We start from the raw sequence: 14,931 nt of genomic DNA, 5'->3' as shown, positions 1-14,931 counted from the left end.
TTAGGTTCCTGCGCTCTCATCGAGGTGCGGTGACAGGGTCGCCGCAAACGCCTTTTTCGCCCGGTGCACGCGCACACTGGCGGCCCCTTCCGAGCAGCCCAGGCACTGTGCGAGCTCCGCTGTGGTGAAGTTGTCCCAGTAGACGAGGATCAGGACCTCACGGTGTCTCGCCGCGATCCGGCCAAGAGCGGCGATCACCGGCTCTGACGTCGGCTCCCCCGTTTCGCCGAATCCTCCGCTGCCCGTTCCTCCCGGCTCGGGGCGCCGCGACGAAAAATCCTTCAGTTTCAACAAAAGTTCCCGCCGACGCTTGCGGCCCCGGTATTCGTTGCCCAGGACGTTTCGAGCCACCGCGCAGAGCCACGGCAAGCCGGCGTCCTCCTGCGCGGCGAACTTCCGCCACGCGATCCGAAAGACGTCGCCGGTGAGTTCCTGTGCGGTCTCCGGATCGCCGATCCGGCGGAGGACGTACTGGTAGACGCGCCGATAGTGAGCCCGATAAAGGGCTTCAAACTCCGTTTCGCGTTCCAACAGCATGGGACCGCCCCGCTACCCCGATACCCGAAATCCCTCAGGTGTACTCCATGTTTCCGGATAGCCGGCAATCCTTACAGCCGTCCGGAAAAATCCTTCTAGCCCAGTGCCCGGGGGTGCGCGGCGGCGTAGATCTCCCGAAGGGTGTCCGCCGTGACCAGCGTGTAAACCTGCGTGGTGGTCACGGATGCGTGGCCCAGCAGTTCCTGCACCACACGTACGTCGGCGCCGCCCTCGAGCAGGTGCGTGGCGAACGAGTGCCGAAGGGTGTGCGGCGAAACGGCCTTGGTGATGTGGGCTTTCTCAGCCGCGGTCTTGAGGATGGTCCAGGCGCTCTGCCGGCTGATGCGTCCGCCGCGGGCGTTCAGGAACAGTGCCGGGGTGCCCTTGCCCTTGGCCGAGAGCAGCGGACGGCCTCGGACCAGGTAGGCGTCGAGTGCGCGTGCGCCGAACGAACCCAGCGGGACGAGCCGTTCTTTTGACCCCTTGCCGAACAGCCTGACAATCGCGGGCCCGGCGTCGTCCTGTTCGTTCCGCCCTGCTGTGTGCAGCGAAATATCGTCGACGTCGAGGCCCACCGCTTCGCTGATCCGGGCGCCGGTGGAATAGAGGAACTCCAGCAGCGCCCGGTCCCGCAGGCCGGTAGCGGTGTCGGTGCCGACCGCTTCCAGGATCCTGGTGACTTCGTCGACACTGATGGCCTTGGGCAGCCGTTTGCCAGGCATGGGCGGGTGGACATCGCTGGCCGGGTCGGTGGGAGTGACGCCCTCAAGGGCCCAGAACTTATGGAGTCCGCGGACCGCCACCACCGTTCGGGCCGCCGACCGGATACCCAGGGCAGAGCCGCCGTCGGAGCCGTCGGAGAGCGCCTGGACGAAGCCGGTGACGTCCTGCCGGGTGACCTCGTCCGGACGTTGGCGGCCCGAACGGCAGAGGTGCCTGGCATAGCGGGCCAGGTCGCGCCGATAGGCGGAAAGGGTGTTGGCCGCGAGCCCCCGTTCCACGCCCATGTGCTGGAGGTAATCCGTGATGGCGCGGTCGATTGCCGTCGGCGGCCGCACCGGGGGCTGTGCCGGGACGGGGGCGGGCGCTGCTGCGACCGAGGGCACCGGAGCCGTACGGTGCACCGGAGCCGGAAGGTGCGCCGGAGCCGGCGGCTCGGCAGTGAGCGGTTCCATCGTCAGCGCTGGCTGGGGTGCGCCGGCCACGGCGCGTTGCCCGGGCGAAGGCCCGTGAAGTTGCCGGCCCGCGCGGCTGCGGCGGCGAGGAGTCCGACGACGGCGGACGGGTTGTGCAGGCGCCCCTCCAACACCGCCTGGACGGCGTCGTCCAGGGAAATCCAGTGGAGTTCGATTTCTGCTTCCTCGTCGGTGCGGACGTGAAGTTCGTGCCCGGGCACATCGCTCAGGTCCCGGGCGAGGTAGATGCGGATGGCTTCGCTGGAGGAGCCGGGGGAATTGAAGAAGTCCGCCAGCACATACCACTGCCCGGCGACGAGGTCGGCCTCCTCGGCGAGTTCCCTGGCCGCCCCGGCCAGGAAGTCCTCGCCTTCAACATCAAGGAGCCCGGCAGGGATTTCCCACAGATCCATCCCGACGGGGTGCCGGTACTGCTTGATCAACAGCACTTCCCCGGCGTCGTTCATCGGCAGGACCGCCACCGCCCCGGGGTGGTCGATGTAGTCGCGGACCAGCGGATCGCCGTCGTCGTTGAGCTGGAAACTGTCACTGACAACGTCCCAGATCCGGCCTTGATAGACCGTACTGGAAGACAAAAGACGGCGCGGGCTCGGCTCATCCGAAACCTGCCGTGCAGCATGGGGGGTTTCAGGCTTACCGGGCATCGCGCCGTCCTTTGATTTAGTTGGTGGTTACTTCGACGCTGCCGGGGCTGCTTTAGCTGCCGCCGGAGCCTTCACAGCAGTCCCTGCTGATACCTCCGCCGGTCCGGCGCCCTTCTGGTGTTCCAGGGCAGCCTTCACAAGTCCCGAGAACAGCGCGTGCGGCCGGGTTGGGCGTGAGCTCAGTTCCGGGTGCGCCTGCGTGGCAACGTAGTACGGGTGGACTTCGCGGGGCAGCTCGACGTACTCCACCAGCTTGCCGTCGGGTGACGTTCCGGAGAACACCAGCCCCTTGGCCGCGATCTGCTCACGGTATTTGTTGTTGACCTCGTAGCGGTGGCGGTGCCGTTCACTAACCGTGGTGGTGCCGTAGGTCTCGGCGACCACGGACCCCTCGTCCAGTTTGGCCTCGTACAGGCCCAGGCGCATGGTGCCGCCCAGGTCGCCCTTGCCGTCGACGATGTCCAGCTGCTCTTCCATCGTGGCGATCACCGGGTACTTTGAATCCGGCTCGAACTCGGACGAGGAAGCGCCCTCGAGGCCCACCACGTTGCGGGCGTATTCGATCACCATGCACTGCAGGCCCAGGCAGAGTCCCAGCACGGGGAGCTTGCTCTCGCGGGCGTACTTCAGCGCGCCGAGCTTGCCTTCGAGGCCCCGGATGCCGAAGCCGCCTGGGACACAGATCGCGTCGACCCCGGCCAGGGACGTGACCGCACCTTCATGGGTTTCGCATTCGTCCGAGGGGACCCAGCGGATCTTGACCTTGGTGTCGTTGGCGAAACCGCCGGCACGCAACGCCTCGGTGACGGACAGGTAGGCGTCCGGCAGGTCGATGTACTTTCCGACCAGGGCGACCTCAACCTCGTGCTTGGGGTTGTGAACCGCGTCCAGGAGTTTATCCCAGCTGGTCCAGTCAACGTCCTTAAACGGCAGGTCGAGGGCGCGGACGATGTAGGAATCCAGGCCCTGGGAGTGCAGGGTCTTCGGGATGTCGTAAATGCTCGGAGCATCGGGGCAGCCGATGACGGCGTCAAGGTCGACGTCGCACATGCGGCCGATCTTGTCGCGCATGGCCTGCGGGACTTCGCGGTCCGACCGGACCACAATCGCCTCCGGCTGGATGCCGATGGAGCGCAATGCGGCAACTGAGTGCTGCGTCGGCTTGGTCTTCAGTTCCTGCGACGGTCCAATGTAGGGCACGAGGGAGACATGCAGGAAAAACACATTTCCGCGGCCGATGTCCTGGCGGACCTGACGGGCGGATTCAAGGAACGGCTGCGACTCGATGTCGCCCACGGTGCCGCCGATTTCGGTGATGATCACGTCGGGGGCGTGCTTGCCCTCGGCCGGAAGCCGCATGCGCCGCTTGATTTCATCGGTAATGTGCGGAATAACCTGGACGGTGTCGCCGAGGTACTCGCCGCGGCGCTCCTTGGCGATGACCGTGGAGTAGACCTGCCCGGTTGTGACGTTGGCCGAGCCTTCGAGGTTCTCATCGAGGAAGCGCTCGTAGTGGCCGATGTCGAGGTCCGTTTCGGCGCCGTCGTCGGTGACGAAGACTTCGCCATGCTGGAAGGGGTTCATCGTGCCCGGATCCACGTTCAGATAGGGATCGAGCTTTTGCATAGTTACAGACAAGCCGCGTGCCCGCAGGAGGTGACCGAGGCTCGAAGCCGTCAGTCCCTTACCGAGCGAGGACGCCACACCACCGGTTACGAAGATGTGTTTGGTCGTCTTGGACGAGCCCGGGAACCGGGAATTTACACGGGAATTTGATCGCTGCACCACGGAGTTCGAGCCTATCATCAATTCGGCCTTCCGAGGTCCTGTCCGCGGGATTCCGCCGTGCTGGTCATCCCGTATACGCGCCGCCGCACGGGGCGCTCAGGCTTGCTGCGGCAGGAGCCGGGCATCGTCCAGCAACTCCTGGGCGTGGGCCTGCGCGGATTCGGAATCCTCCTGCCCGGCGAGCATCCGGGCGAGTTCGCGGACGCGCTCCGCTTCGCCGAGTAGTTGGACGTCACTGGAGGTGAAACCGGCCGCCGTGGAACCGTCGGCGCCGCGCACTGAGGTCTTGGTGACCCGGATGTGCTGATCGGCGAAGGCCGCCACTTGGGGCAGGTGGGTCACAACAAGGACCTGGACGTGCCGGGCGAGCATCGCCAGCCGGCGGCCGATCTCGACGGCGGCGCGGCCGCCCACGCCGGCGTCGACCTCGTCGAAAACGAAGGTGGGGACCGGGTCGACGGCGGCCAGCACCACTTCGATGGCGAGCATCACGCGGGACAGTTCACCGCCGGATGCGCCCTTGCCCAGCGGGCGCGCGGGGGCGCCGGAGTGGGGCTGGAGCAGGAAGGAGATCTCATCCGCTCCGAACGGTCCGGGCTGCCCGGCGGATTCGACGTTGATCACCAGGGTGGCATCCGCCATCGCCAGGGCCTTAAGCTCGGCGCTGACCCGAACGGAGAGGTCTTTGGCGGCCTTTTTGCGCAGCTTGCTGAGTCCGGCGGCCTGCTTGGCCAGTTCGGTGCCTGCGCGAACCACCTCGGCCTCCAGCGCCTCGATCCGGAGGGAGTCGTCCTGCAGTTCCAGGAACCGTTTCCGGGATTCTTCAGCCCACACCAGTACTTCATCGATGCTCGGGGCGTACTTGCGCACCAGCGTCGCCAGGGCCGCCCTGCGGTCCTCAATCTCGGCAAGCCGTTCCGGGCCCTCGGTGTCCAGGGTGGCCTGGTAGCTGGCGAGTTCGGTGGCGATATCGTTCAGCAGGAAGCCGACCTCGGCCAGGCGGGCAGCCGCGGAGCCGAGTTCACCGTCATGTTCGGCGACATGCTCGAGGGTGCGCTTGGCGGAATCCACCAGGGCCGTAGCATCGTTGCCCTCGCCGAAGTCCTCGGCGATGAGCGCCTGATGTGCGGTGGTGGCAGCGATCCGGAGTTCCTCGACGTTGGCGAGTTTGACGGCCTCGGCCTTAAGCGATTCGTCTTCGCCGGGCTGCGGGTCGACAGCATCGATCTCGGCCAGCGCAGCTTCCAGGGATTCGGCCTCCCGGAGCCGTTCCCGGGCGGCGCTGCGGAGCTCCGCCAATTCGGCTTGGCTGGACTTCCACCGGGCGTAGAGCTCCTGGTAGCTGCTGCGCGCCGCGGTCAGGCCCTCCCCCGCGAACTTGTCGAGGGCTTCGCGTTGCGCGACGGGGCTTTTGAGCCGGATCTGCCCGGACTGTCCGTGGACCACCACAAGGGTTTCGCCTATTTCGCCGAGCACCCCTACGGGCGCGGCGCGGCCGCCCAGATAGGCTCGGCTGCGGCCGTCTGCACCCACAGTGCGGGCGAGCAGCAACTCCGCACCGCCGTCGAACTCCCCAATCTCTGCCCCGGCCTCGCGGGCGCGCGCCACGGCTGGGTGGCCGGCGTCGAGCGTCACAGTTGCCTCCGCTGAGGCGCTCTTCGCGCCGCTGCGCACGGCCCCGGCGTCGGAGCGTGCGCCGAGCAGCAGCCCGACGGCGGTGACCACCATGGTCTTACCGGCGCCGGTCTCTCCGGTCACGACGCTCAGGCCCGGGCCGAGGGGAAGCGTGGCGTCGGTAATAACGCCGAGGTCGCGGATTCTCAGTTCTTCAAGCATGGTTCACTTCGCAGTCGATGGATCAGGAGTCTCGCCCGGGCCCGCGTGCGGTGGCCCAGCCTGCGGCGGAGTCGGCAGCGGGGGCATCGGCCGGGGCGTGCGGATCACCGGCACCGGCCCGGTGTTGATCGCGGAGGCTGCGGGCATCGGACCGCGCCAGCCTTGGATGGGCAGTTCAAACTTGCGGACCAGGCGGCCGGAGAACGGCGTCTGGTGCGTTCGGGCGAGGCGGACGGGGGTGGCGGAGCGGGTCACTTCCACACGCGCTCCGGGCGGGAGGTCCACCGAGCGCCGCCCGTCACACCACAGCACCCCCTGGGCTCCGGTCCGGTTCAGGATTTCGACGGCGAGCCGGGACCGGGGCGAGACCACCAGTGGTTTGGCGAAGAGCGCGTGCGCACTGATCGGCACGATCAGCAGCGCCTCAACCTCGGGCCACACCACCGGGCCGCCGGCGGAGAAGGCGTAAGCGGTGGAGCCGGTGGGAGTGGCCAGGACAACGCCGTCGCAGCCGAAGGAGGTTAGCGGGCGCTCATCCACCTCGGTGACTACCTCGAGCATCCGTTCCCGGTTGCCCTTCTCGATGGCTGCCTCGTTCAAGGCCCAGGTATGCCAGATCTTCTGCCCGCGGACCCAGACCTGGACGTCGATGGTCATCCGCTCTTCCACGGTGTACTCGCGGCTCGCGATCCACTCCACGGTCTGGGCGAGGTCCGCCCGCTCACTCTCGGCCAGGAATCCGACGTGGCCGAGGTTCACGCCGAGCAGCGGCACGTCGACCTCGCGCACCAGTTCCGCGGCACGAAGGATTGTCCCGTCGCCGCCGAGGACCATCACGAGCTCCACTTCCGGCAGCATCACATGGTCATGGAGGATCTCAACAGGCTGGTCGAGTCGTCCGAAGAAGCGGACCATGTCGCCAAGTTCGGATTTCAGCATCACGGGAACGATGCCGGAGTCGTGGAGCCCGGCGCACGCCTCCCAGGCAGCCTTGAGTGACTCCTCACGGCCGGTGTGGGCAAGGATGAGGACGCGCCTGCTCATCGGGTTCCGCCTTCTAGTGCTTCTAGTACTTGGGCCAGATCGTTCCGAGTAACGCAGCAACGGCTGCGTCCCGCTCTTCGATCTTAGGCAGGTCTGTCCTCATCCCGCGCTTTATCCACAGGAAGTACTCGACGTTTCCGTCCTGGCCGGGCAGCGGGCTGCTGGCAAGGCCCTTCAGTTCCAGGCCCGTGTCCACCGCTTCCGCCGCCACTTTGCCCACCGCAAGGCGGCGCTCCCGGTCCGAGGTGACAACACCGGTGCGGCCCAGCCGGTCCTTGCCGATCTCGAACTGCGGCTTCACCATCAGGACCAGGTCCCCGCCAGGCTCCGTGCACGCGGCGAGGGCTGCCAGCACGAGGGTGAGGGAAATGAATGACAGGTCAGCCACCGTCAGCGCGGCCGCCCCGCCGATCTCCTCCGGTGTTATGTAGCGGACATTCAGTCCCTCGTGGACGGAAACGCGGGGGTCATTCCGGATCACGGAGACCAGTTGGTCGTGGCCCACATCGACGGCCACCACGTGGGCGGCACCGCGTCGCAGCAGAACCTCGGTGAACCCGCCGGTGGAGGCGCCCGCGTCCAGGCAGCGCTTGCCTTCAACCCCGACGGCCGGGAAAGCGTCCAGTGCGCCGGCCAGCTTGTGCCCGGCGCGGCTGACGTAGTTGTCCTCATCCGCGGCTGCCACGTCCAGGCTTGCATCGTCCTGGACCTGGAGCGAGGCCTTCGCCAGTACGACCCCATTGGAACTTACTTTGCCTTCGGATATCAGTCGCGCGGCGTGGGTGCGGGACCGCGCCAGCCCACGGCCGACGAGGGCCTGATCAAGCCTGCTCATGTCGTGGCATCCCCTGCTGAAGTGGTAGTTACGGACTCATTCAGGGCGGCCAGCAGTTCATCGTGCAGGCTGGCGTACATCTCCGCGTGCCCCGCCACCGGCAGCTCCGGCAGCTTCCTAAGGCCGCCCAGGAGGGCGGATACCGCCGGGTCCGTTGATACGGGCGGTCCGCCGGCATCGGGCGCATTCTCCGGACGCCTCGGCCAGCTGACCGGCACTTGCGCCGCAGCGAAGTCCTTTTCGGTGATGTGGTTGAGCTCGGTCATGGTCCCCAGTCTAGTGATCCAGCCATTCAAGGCCCGGCGCCAAGGCAGTGGCGGCCTCAGGGTTGGCCGCCCACCAGGCCGAACAGGCGGCCCGCCATGAATCGAGGTTGCCGGGATCACCGCTGACACGCACTGTCCGTCCGTGCACTTCGGCGGAGGCCGCGCCGCAGCGGTGCTGTCCGGCGTCGACATCAATCACCGGGTACGGGCGGTAGAGGTCGGTGAGGTCGTTAATGAGATAGTCGGGCCGTTCGAGGGTGCGGGCGGCCAGGACCGATTCGCGCGTGTCGACGCCGGTCAGGACGGCCACCGTGGCAAAGCCGGCGTTGTTGCCGCCGAGGATGTCGGTGTCCAGGCGGTCACCGACAACCAGCGGCCGGTCGGCGGCAAGGCGTTTGGCCGCCGCGTGGAACAGCTGCGCTTCCGGCTTTCCGGCGACCAGGGGCCGCTTTCCGGTGGCGGCGGCCACGGCAGCGACCAGGGTTCCGTTGCCGGGTGCAATGCCCCGGGCCTGCGGAATCGACATGTCCGTGTTGGTGGCCACCCACAAGGCTCCGCCGGCAACAACATAGGCGGCTTCCGCGAGGTCTTTCCAGCCGAGATCGGGATGAAAACCCTGAACGACGGCGACGGGGTGCTCCGCCTCGCTGCGGACGGGCACCAGCCCGGCGAGTTCAATCTCCTGCGCCAGTGAGTCGCCGCCCGTGATCAGGACGCGGGCGCCCGCCGGCAGCAGCGAAGCCAACAGCTCACCCGCGGCCTGCGAGGAGCTGACCACCTGATGATCCTCCGCCGGGGCGCCGAGTTCGCGCAGGTGCTGCGCGACCTGCGCGGGCGTCCGGGAGGCGTTGTTTGTGACGTACCCCAGCCCGACGCCGGCCACGGCCAGCCGGCGCAGGGACTCCACGGCACCGGGTATGGCCTGCGGGCCTGCATAGACGACGCCGTCAAGGTCGGCGAGTAGGGCGTCGAAGGTCGAAATCAGCTCGGCTGCAGCCATTTCGGATCAGTCCTCGGAACGTTCCGGCTCGTGCGGGTCGGCGTCGCCGCTACCGGTTTCGCCGGTGTTATCGCCGGCCAGGAGCTCGGAGCGGTCCAGCGTGTCCTTCTCCACGGAGTCCTCATCGGATTCAGCGTCGTCGGATTCCCAGAAGTCGGATTCGACGTCGTCTGATCCGTCGTCGAGCGCGGTCACAGCCGCCTCGCCGGTCTCCTCGAAGCCAGCGACGGCCTCAGCGCTGGCAGCACGCGGCGCCTGCGACTGGGCCGCAGCGGCGGACCGCTCGGCAGCCTGATCGGCGAGGAGCCTGCGCTGCTGCTCTTGCTCGCGGGCGTCCTCGTCCTCATCCCAACCCAGGTCGATGATGTCGGGATCCTCCTGGACGTCGAGGCCGAGGGCATTCTCGGCCACGGCGGCCTGGCGTTCCCACTTTTGCGCTTCAGCCGTCCGGCCAACCGCTCCCAGAGCATCGGCGTAGGCACGGAAGAGGCGCGGGCTGTAGGAGAATGCACGGTTGATGTCGAGCTGGGCAATTTCCAGTTCGGAAACCGCAGCGTCTAGTTGACCAAGGTCTGTCCGGGCGCCGGCGGCCACAATGGCGAGCTCTGCCTTGCCGGGCGCGTCGAGGTCCTTGGCTTCCTCGGAGCGGGCCATTTCCAGGGCACGGTCGGCACGTCCGAGTCCACGCTCACAGTCAGCCATAACGGGCAAGTGCATGTTGGAACCGCTGATCCGACGGTAGGTGCGGAACTCGCGCAGGGCTTCACCATAGTGGCCGGCGGCATAGGCGGTCAGGCCCACTGCTTCGCGAACGGCTGCGAGGCGGCCACCGCGGCGGCTTGCCGCGAGGGCATGCTGGAATGCCAGCTCCGGTTCATCGTCGATCAGACGCCCTGCCATCACGAGGTGGCGGGCCACCCACTCGGCGCTGTTGTCCTCGAGTGTCTTGATCTGGTGCTGGGTGGCACGGTCAAGTTCCTTGCCCGTAACGTCATCGTCAATCTGCGGCGAGCGTTCGCGGTCGGGGCGGTTGGCGCTGCGCAGGTCCCGGGCGTTGGGGACGCGGGCCGGGCGGTCTTCCGGGCGGTCCCGGCCGAACTGGCGGGGGCCGGAGTCCCCGCGGTCAAAGCCGCGGGCCGGGCGGTCATCACGGTTGCCGAAGGGCCTGCGGTTCTCGCCGCCGCCGGCACCGAAGCTCCTGCGCTCTGCGCCGCCTTCGCGGGGAGCACGGTCACCATAGGGCTTCCGGTCACGATCTCCGCCGCCGCTGTAGGGGGGCTTCCGGTCGCCGCCGCCGCTGTAGGGGGGCTTCCGGTCGCCGCCGCCGGCACCGAAGCTCCTGCGCTCTGCGCCGCCTTCGCGGGGAGCACGGTCACCATAGGGCTTCCGGTCACGATCTCCGCCGCCGCTGTAGGGGGGCTTCCGGTCGCCGCCGCCGGCACCGAAGCTCCTGCGCTCTGCGCCGCCTTCGCGGGGAGCACGGTCACCATAGGGCTTCCGGTCACGATCTCCGCCGCCGCCGTAGGGGGGCTTCCGGTCGCCGCCGCCGGCACCGAAGCTCCTGCGCTCTGCGCCGCCTTCGCGGGGAGCACGGTCACCATAGGGCTTCCGGTCACGATCTCCGCCGCCGCCGTAGGGGGGCTTCCGGTCGCCGCCGCCGGCACCGAAGCTCCTGCGCTCTGCGCCGCCTTCGCGGGGAGCACGGTCACCATAAGGCTTACGGTCACGATCTCCGCCGCCGCTGTAAGGGGGCTTCCGGTCGCCGCCGCCGGCACCGAAGCTCCTGCGCTCTGCGCCGCCTTCGCGGGGAGCACGGTCACCATAAGGCTTCCGGTCACGATCGCCGCCGCCGCTGTAAGGGGGCTTCCGGTCGCCGCCGCCAAAGTTGCCTCGGTCGTTGCCGCCACGATTACGGTCGTTGTGCTCAGCCATGATGGATTCCTCCTGTTGTGAGCTGACCACTGTCGTAATCGCAGCCGCTCTATTCCGTGTTTCGTTCCTACGCAACCCGAAATCAAGCGCTTCGAAGTCCGTACATCTCATCCAATTCTAAGCGAGTCCCCTGCGCCCGGCTAACGGCAGTGAGCCTTTCCGCGGTCGCGGTGTCGAGCCTCACAGCCGCACCGCTATTCTGGCCGCGGTTGGCGGCGGGCTGGCCGTCGAGCTCCTGGCGTGGATTGATGGGCGGCGGTTTCCCCGCTGAGCCGGGTGGGGTTCCCGGTGGGGGTGGGTGGGGTTTCCGGTGGGGGTGTTTTTGGGTGGGGGTGTTAAATGCGGGAGGACCCCCAACGTTGTTGGGGGTCCTCGACCGTTTAATGATGTTCCGGCGGTGACCTACTCTCCCACACCCTCCCGGGTGCAGTACCATCGGCGCTGTGGGTCTTAGCTTCCGGGTTCGGAATGGGACCGGGCGTTTCCCCCACGCTATGACCGCCGTAACTTTGTGTCCGCACCGTTCCGCGCCTGGGCGTGGTGGTGGGAAATCTGTGGTTACAACTGTGGTGTTGTTGTGTTTTTGTTCCTCACGCAACGGGTTTGTTGGTTGGGAACCACATAGTGGACGCAAGCAGTCTTGTTATCTTTGTTCTCTCTTCCGGGTGTGAACGTCTTTTGAATCCGTTCACGGAAGAGGGAGTGTGGTGTAAGTTATCGGCCTATTAGTACCGGTCAGCTTCACGAGTCGTTAGTCCTCGCTTCCACATCCGGCCTATCAACCCAGTGGTCTGGCTGGGGGCCTCTCACACACAAGGTGTATGGAAATCTCATCTCGAAGCGAGCTTCCCGCTTAGATGCTTTCAGCGGTTATCCCATCCGAACGTAGCTAATCAGCGGTGCACTTGGCAGTACAACTGACACACCAGAGGTTCGTCCGTCCCGGTCCTCTCGTACTAAGGACAGCCCTTCTCAAATTTCCTGCGCGCGCAGCGGATAGGGACCGAACTGTCTCACGACGTTCTAAACCCAGCTCGCGTACCGCTTTAATGGGCGAACAGCCCAACCCTTGGGACCTACTCCAGCCCCAGGATGCGACGAGCCGACATCGAGGTGCCAAACCATGCCGTCGATATGGACTCTTGGGCAAGATCAGCCTGTTATCCCCGAGGTACCTTTTATCCGTTGAGCGACGGCCATTCCACAATGTACCGCCGGATCACTAGTCCCGACTTTCGTCCCTGCTCGAGATGTCTCTCTCACAGTCAAGCTCCCTTGTGCACTTACACTCGACACCTGATTGCCAACCAGGCTGAGGGAACCTTTGGGCGCCTCCGTTACTTTTTAGGAGGCAACCGCCCCAGTTAAACTACCCATCAGGCACTGTCCCTGACCCGGATTACGGGCCGAAGTTAGATGTCCAAAGTGACCAGAGTGGTATTTCAACGATGACTCCACCCGAACTGGCGTCCGGGCTTCAACGTCTCCCACCTATCCTACACAAGCCACTCCGAACACCAATACCAAACTATAGTAAAGGTCTCGGGGTCTTTCCGTCCTGCTGCGCGTAACGAGCATCTTTACTCGTACTGCAATTTCGCCGAGTTTATGGTTGAGACAGCGGGGAAGTCGTTACTCCATTCGTGCAGGTCGGAACTTACCCGACAAGGAATTTCGCTACCTTAGGATGGTTATAGTTACCACCGCCGTTTACTGGGGCTTGAATTCTCAGCTTCGCCTTGCGGCTAACCGGTCCTCTTAACCTTCCAGCACCGGGCAGGAGTCAGTCCGTATACATCGTCTTGCGACTTCGCACGGACCTGTGTTTTTAGTAAACAGTCGCTTCCCCCTGGTCTCTGCGGCCCCTGCACGCTCCGGACAGCTTGTGTCCATCACGATGGGGGCCCCCCTTCTCCCGAAGTTACGGGGGCATTTTGCCGAGTTCCTTAACCATAATTCTCTCGATCGCCTTAGTATTCTCTACCTGATCACCTGTGTCGGTTTGGGGTACGGGCGGCTAAAACCTCGCGTCGATGCTTTTCTAGGCAGCATAGGATCACCGAATCCCCCCTTACGGGAGTCCCATCGGATCTCAGGCATCATGAACGGCGGATTTGCCTACCGTTCGCCCTACATCCTTAGACCGGGACAACCATCGCCCGGCTCGGCTACCTTCCTGCGTCACACCTGTTAATACGCTTGCCTCCCAGGATCAGGTCCCGCGCTCCACCAAAACCCTTCACCCACAAGGGGTGTCAGGCAGGTATTGGGCAGTTAGTATCCCCTGTTCAACATGGACGGTTTTTCGCCGGTACGGGAATATCAACCCGTTGTCCATCGACTACGCCTGTCGGCCTCGCCTTAGGTCCCGACTTACCCAGGGCAGATTAGCTTGACCCTGGAACCCTTGATCATTCGGCGGACGGGTTTCTCACCCGTCTTTCGCTACTCATGCCTGCATTCTCACTCGTGTAGGCTCCACCGCTGGTTTACACCGCGACTTCACTGCCCACACGACGCTCCCCTACCACTCCAGACGCCTGAACCAACCCACAAGGGGCGGCTTAGCTAATATCTGAAATCCACAACTTCGGCGGTGTACTTGAGCCCCGCTACATTGTCGGCGCGGAATCACTTGACCAGTGAGCTATTACGCACTCTTTTAAGGATGGCTGCTTCTAAGCCAACCTCCTGGTTGTCTTCGCAACTCCACATCCTTTCCCACTTAGCACACGCTTAGGGGCCTTAGTTGGTGGTCTGGGCTGTTTCCCTCTCGACTATGAAGCTTATCCCCCACAGTCTCACTGCTGCGCTCTCACTTACCGGCATTCGGAGTTTGGCTGACGTCAGTAACCTTGTAGGGCCCATTAGCCATCCAGTAGCTCTACCTCCGGTAAGAAACACGCAACGCTGCACCTAAATGCATTTCGGGGAGAACCAGCTATCACGAAGTTTGATTGGCCTTTCACCCCTACCCACAGCTCATCCCCTCCATTTTCAACTGAAGTGGGTTCGGTCCTCCACGACGTCTTACCGTCGCTTCAACCTGGCCATGGGTAGATCACTTCGCTTCGGGTCTAGATCACGCCACTGCAACGCCCTATTCAGACTCGCTTTCGCTACGGCTTCCCCACACGGGTTAACCTCGCGACGTAACACTAACTCGCAGGCTCATTCTTCAAAAGGCACGCCGTCACCAGAATCAGACTGGCTCCGACGGATTGTAAGCACACGGTTTCAGGTACTGTTTCACTCCCCTCCCGGGGTACTTTTCACCTTTCCCTCACGGTACTGGTCCGCTATCGGTCATTAGGGAGTATTTAGGCTTATCAGGTGGTCCTGACAGATTCACACGGGATTTCTCGGGCCCCGTGCTACTTGGGATACTCCCCGGGCGGTGCACAACATTTCGGTTACGGGGCTCACACCCTCTCTGGCCGGCCTTTCAAGACCGTTCACCTATGCCTGCACTACACACCCCACTGTCCCGGCAGAGACAGAATGGGAAGTCCCACAACCCCGACCATGCAACGCCCGCCGGCTATCACACATGGAACGGTTTAGCCTGATCCGCGTTCGCTCGCCACTACTGACGGAATCACTATTGTTTTCTCTTCCTGCGGGTACTGAGATGTTTCACTTCCCCGCGTTCCCTCCACGCACCCTATGTGTTCAGATGCGGGTCACCAGGTGACTCGCGCCCCTGGCGGGGTTTCCCCATTCGGACACCCTGGGATCACAGTCCGGTTATCGACTCCCCCAGGCTTATCGCAGATTCCTACGTCCTTCTTCGGCTCCTAATGCCAAGGCATCCACCGTGTGCTCTTAAAAACTTGACCACAAAAGATCAAAA

At 64.7% G+C, this 14,931-nt stretch carries 11 protein-coding genes and 2 rRNA genes; 1 reads left to right on the top strand and 12 read right to left on the bottom strand.

Features of this window, described 5'->3' with window-relative positions:
• The 10 genes from QI450_RS04710 to QI450_RS04665 all read right to left on the bottom strand — a co-directional run bounded on the left by QI450_RS04710 (position 1) and on the right by QI450_RS04665 (position 10,064).
• Positions 1 to 537: an RNA polymerase sigma factor gene (locus QI450_RS04710; protein ID WP_226775979.1), complete on the bottom strand. Its 537-nt coding sequence runs from the start codon at positions 535 to 537 to the stop codon at positions 1 to 3.
• A gap of 95 nt (positions 538 to 632) precedes the next feature.
• On the bottom strand, positions 633 to 1,712 hold the full coding sequence (gene xerD / locus QI450_RS04705) for a site-specific tyrosine recombinase XerD (protein ID WP_226775978.1): 1,080 nt from the start codon (positions 1,710 to 1,712) through the stop codon (positions 633 to 635).
• A gap of 2 nt (positions 1,713 to 1,714) precedes the next feature.
• Positions 1,715 to 2,377, bottom strand: coding sequence for an NUDIX hydrolase (locus tag QI450_RS04700; RefSeq protein ID WP_226775977.1), 663 nt, complete (start codon positions 2,375 to 2,377; stop codon positions 1,715 to 1,717).
• A 27-nt stretch (positions 2,378 to 2,404) separates the two neighbouring features.
• Positions 2,405 to 4,183 carry a CTP synthase gene (locus QI450_RS04695; RefSeq protein ID WP_226775976.1) on the bottom strand — a complete coding sequence of 593 codons (1,779 nt, stop codon included), beginning with the start codon at positions 4,181 to 4,183 and terminating at the stop codon, positions 2,405 to 2,407.
• A gap of 78 nt (positions 4,184 to 4,261) precedes the next feature.
• Positions 4,262 to 6,001, bottom strand: coding sequence for a DNA repair protein RecN (recN, locus tag QI450_RS04690; protein WP_226775975.1), 1,740 nt, complete (start codon positions 5,999 to 6,001; stop codon positions 4,262 to 4,264).
• A gap of 3 nt (positions 6,002 to 6,004) precedes the next feature.
• Complete coding sequence (locus tag QI450_RS04685) at positions 6,005 to 7,045, bottom strand: NAD kinase (RefSeq protein ID WP_226775974.1); 1,041 nt, start codon at positions 7,043 to 7,045, stop codon at positions 6,005 to 6,007.
• 22 nt (positions 7,046 to 7,067) lie between these two features.
• The gene (locus QI450_RS04680) at positions 7,068 to 7,880 is read right to left on the bottom strand and encodes a TlyA family RNA methyltransferase (protein WP_226775973.1); all 813 of its coding nucleotides are present in this window, start codon (positions 7,878 to 7,880) and stop codon (positions 7,068 to 7,070) included.
• A complete protein-coding gene (locus QI450_RS04675) occupies positions 7,877 to 8,146 on the bottom strand; it encodes a hypothetical protein (RefSeq protein WP_226775972.1) in 270 nt (89 codons plus the stop codon). The genes QI450_RS04680 and QI450_RS04675 overlap by 4 nt, the downstream gene beginning before the upstream one ends.
• Before the next feature lie 10 nt (positions 8,147 to 8,156).
• Positions 8,157 to 9,146 (bottom strand): HAD-IIA family hydrolase, encoded by a 990-nt coding sequence (locus QI450_RS04670; RefSeq protein ID WP_226775971.1) that lies wholly within the window; start codon positions 9,144 to 9,146, stop codon positions 8,157 to 8,159.
• 6 nt (positions 9,147 to 9,152) lie between these two features.
• Positions 9,153 to 10,064: a hypothetical protein gene (locus QI450_RS04665; RefSeq protein WP_282468108.1), complete on the bottom strand. Its 912-nt coding sequence runs from the start codon at positions 10,062 to 10,064 to the stop codon at positions 9,153 to 9,155.
• Between QI450_RS04665 and QI450_RS04660 the strand changes: the two genes are divergently transcribed.
• Positions 10,053 to 11,099, top strand: coding sequence for a hypothetical protein (locus QI450_RS04660; protein WP_282468107.1), 1,047 nt, complete (start codon positions 10,053 to 10,055; stop codon positions 11,097 to 11,099). The two genes, QI450_RS04665 and QI450_RS04660, sit on opposite strands and share 12 nt — an antisense overlap.
• A 368-nt stretch (positions 11,100 to 11,467) precedes the next feature.
• Here the strand turns inward: QI450_RS04660 and rrf are convergent.
• Positions 11,468 to 11,584, bottom strand: a 5S ribosomal RNA gene (gene rrf, locus QI450_RS04655).
• Between the two features lie 198 nt (positions 11,585 to 11,782).
• Positions 11,783 to 14,917 (bottom strand): 23S ribosomal RNA (locus QI450_RS04650).
• Positions 14,918 to 14,931 lie beyond the last annotated feature (14 nt).

This window comes from Arthrobacter sp. EM1 (assembly GCF_029964055.1).
In the GTDB taxonomy this organism is placed as follows: domain Bacteria; phylum Actinomycetota; class Actinomycetes; order Actinomycetales; family Micrococcaceae; genus Arthrobacter.
The sequence above is the reverse complement of the archived record's forward strand: the minus strand, read 5'-3'. Positions and strand labels throughout refer to the sequence as shown.

Bases quoted from the DNA above. Each gene is read 5' to 3' on its own strand.
- QI450_RS04710 (WP_226775979.1), bottom strand. From the start codon at position 537: ATGCTGTTGGAACGCGAAACGGAGTTTGAAGCCCTTTATCGGGCTCAC.
- xerD (WP_226775978.1), bottom strand. From the start codon at position 1,712: ATGGAACCGCTCACTGCCGAGCCGCCGGCTCCGGCGCACCTTCCGGCT.
- QI450_RS04700 (WP_226775977.1), bottom strand. From the start codon at position 2,377: ATGCCCGGTAAGCCTGAAACCCCCCATGCTGCACGGCAGGTTTCGGAT.
- QI450_RS04695 (WP_226775976.1), bottom strand. From the start codon at position 4,183: ATGATAGGCTCGAACTCCGTGGTGCAGCGATCAAATTCCCGTGTAAAT.
- recN (WP_226775975.1), bottom strand. From the start codon at position 6,001: ATGCTTGAAGAACTGAGAATCCGCGACCTCGGCGTTATTACCGACGCC.
- QI450_RS04685 (WP_226775974.1), bottom strand. From the start codon at position 7,045: ATGAGCAGGCGCGTCCTCATCCTTGCCCACACCGGCCGTGAGGAGTCA.
- QI450_RS04680 (WP_226775973.1), bottom strand. From the start codon at position 7,880: ATGAGCAGGCTTGATCAGGCCCTCGTCGGCCGTGGGCTGGCGCGGTCC.
- QI450_RS04675 (WP_226775972.1), bottom strand. From the start codon at position 8,146: ATGACCGAGCTCAACCACATCACCGAAAAGGACTTCGCTGCGGCGCAA.
- QI450_RS04670 (WP_226775971.1), bottom strand. From the start codon at position 9,146: ATGGCTGCAGCCGAGCTGATTTCGACCTTCGACGCCCTACTCGCCGAC.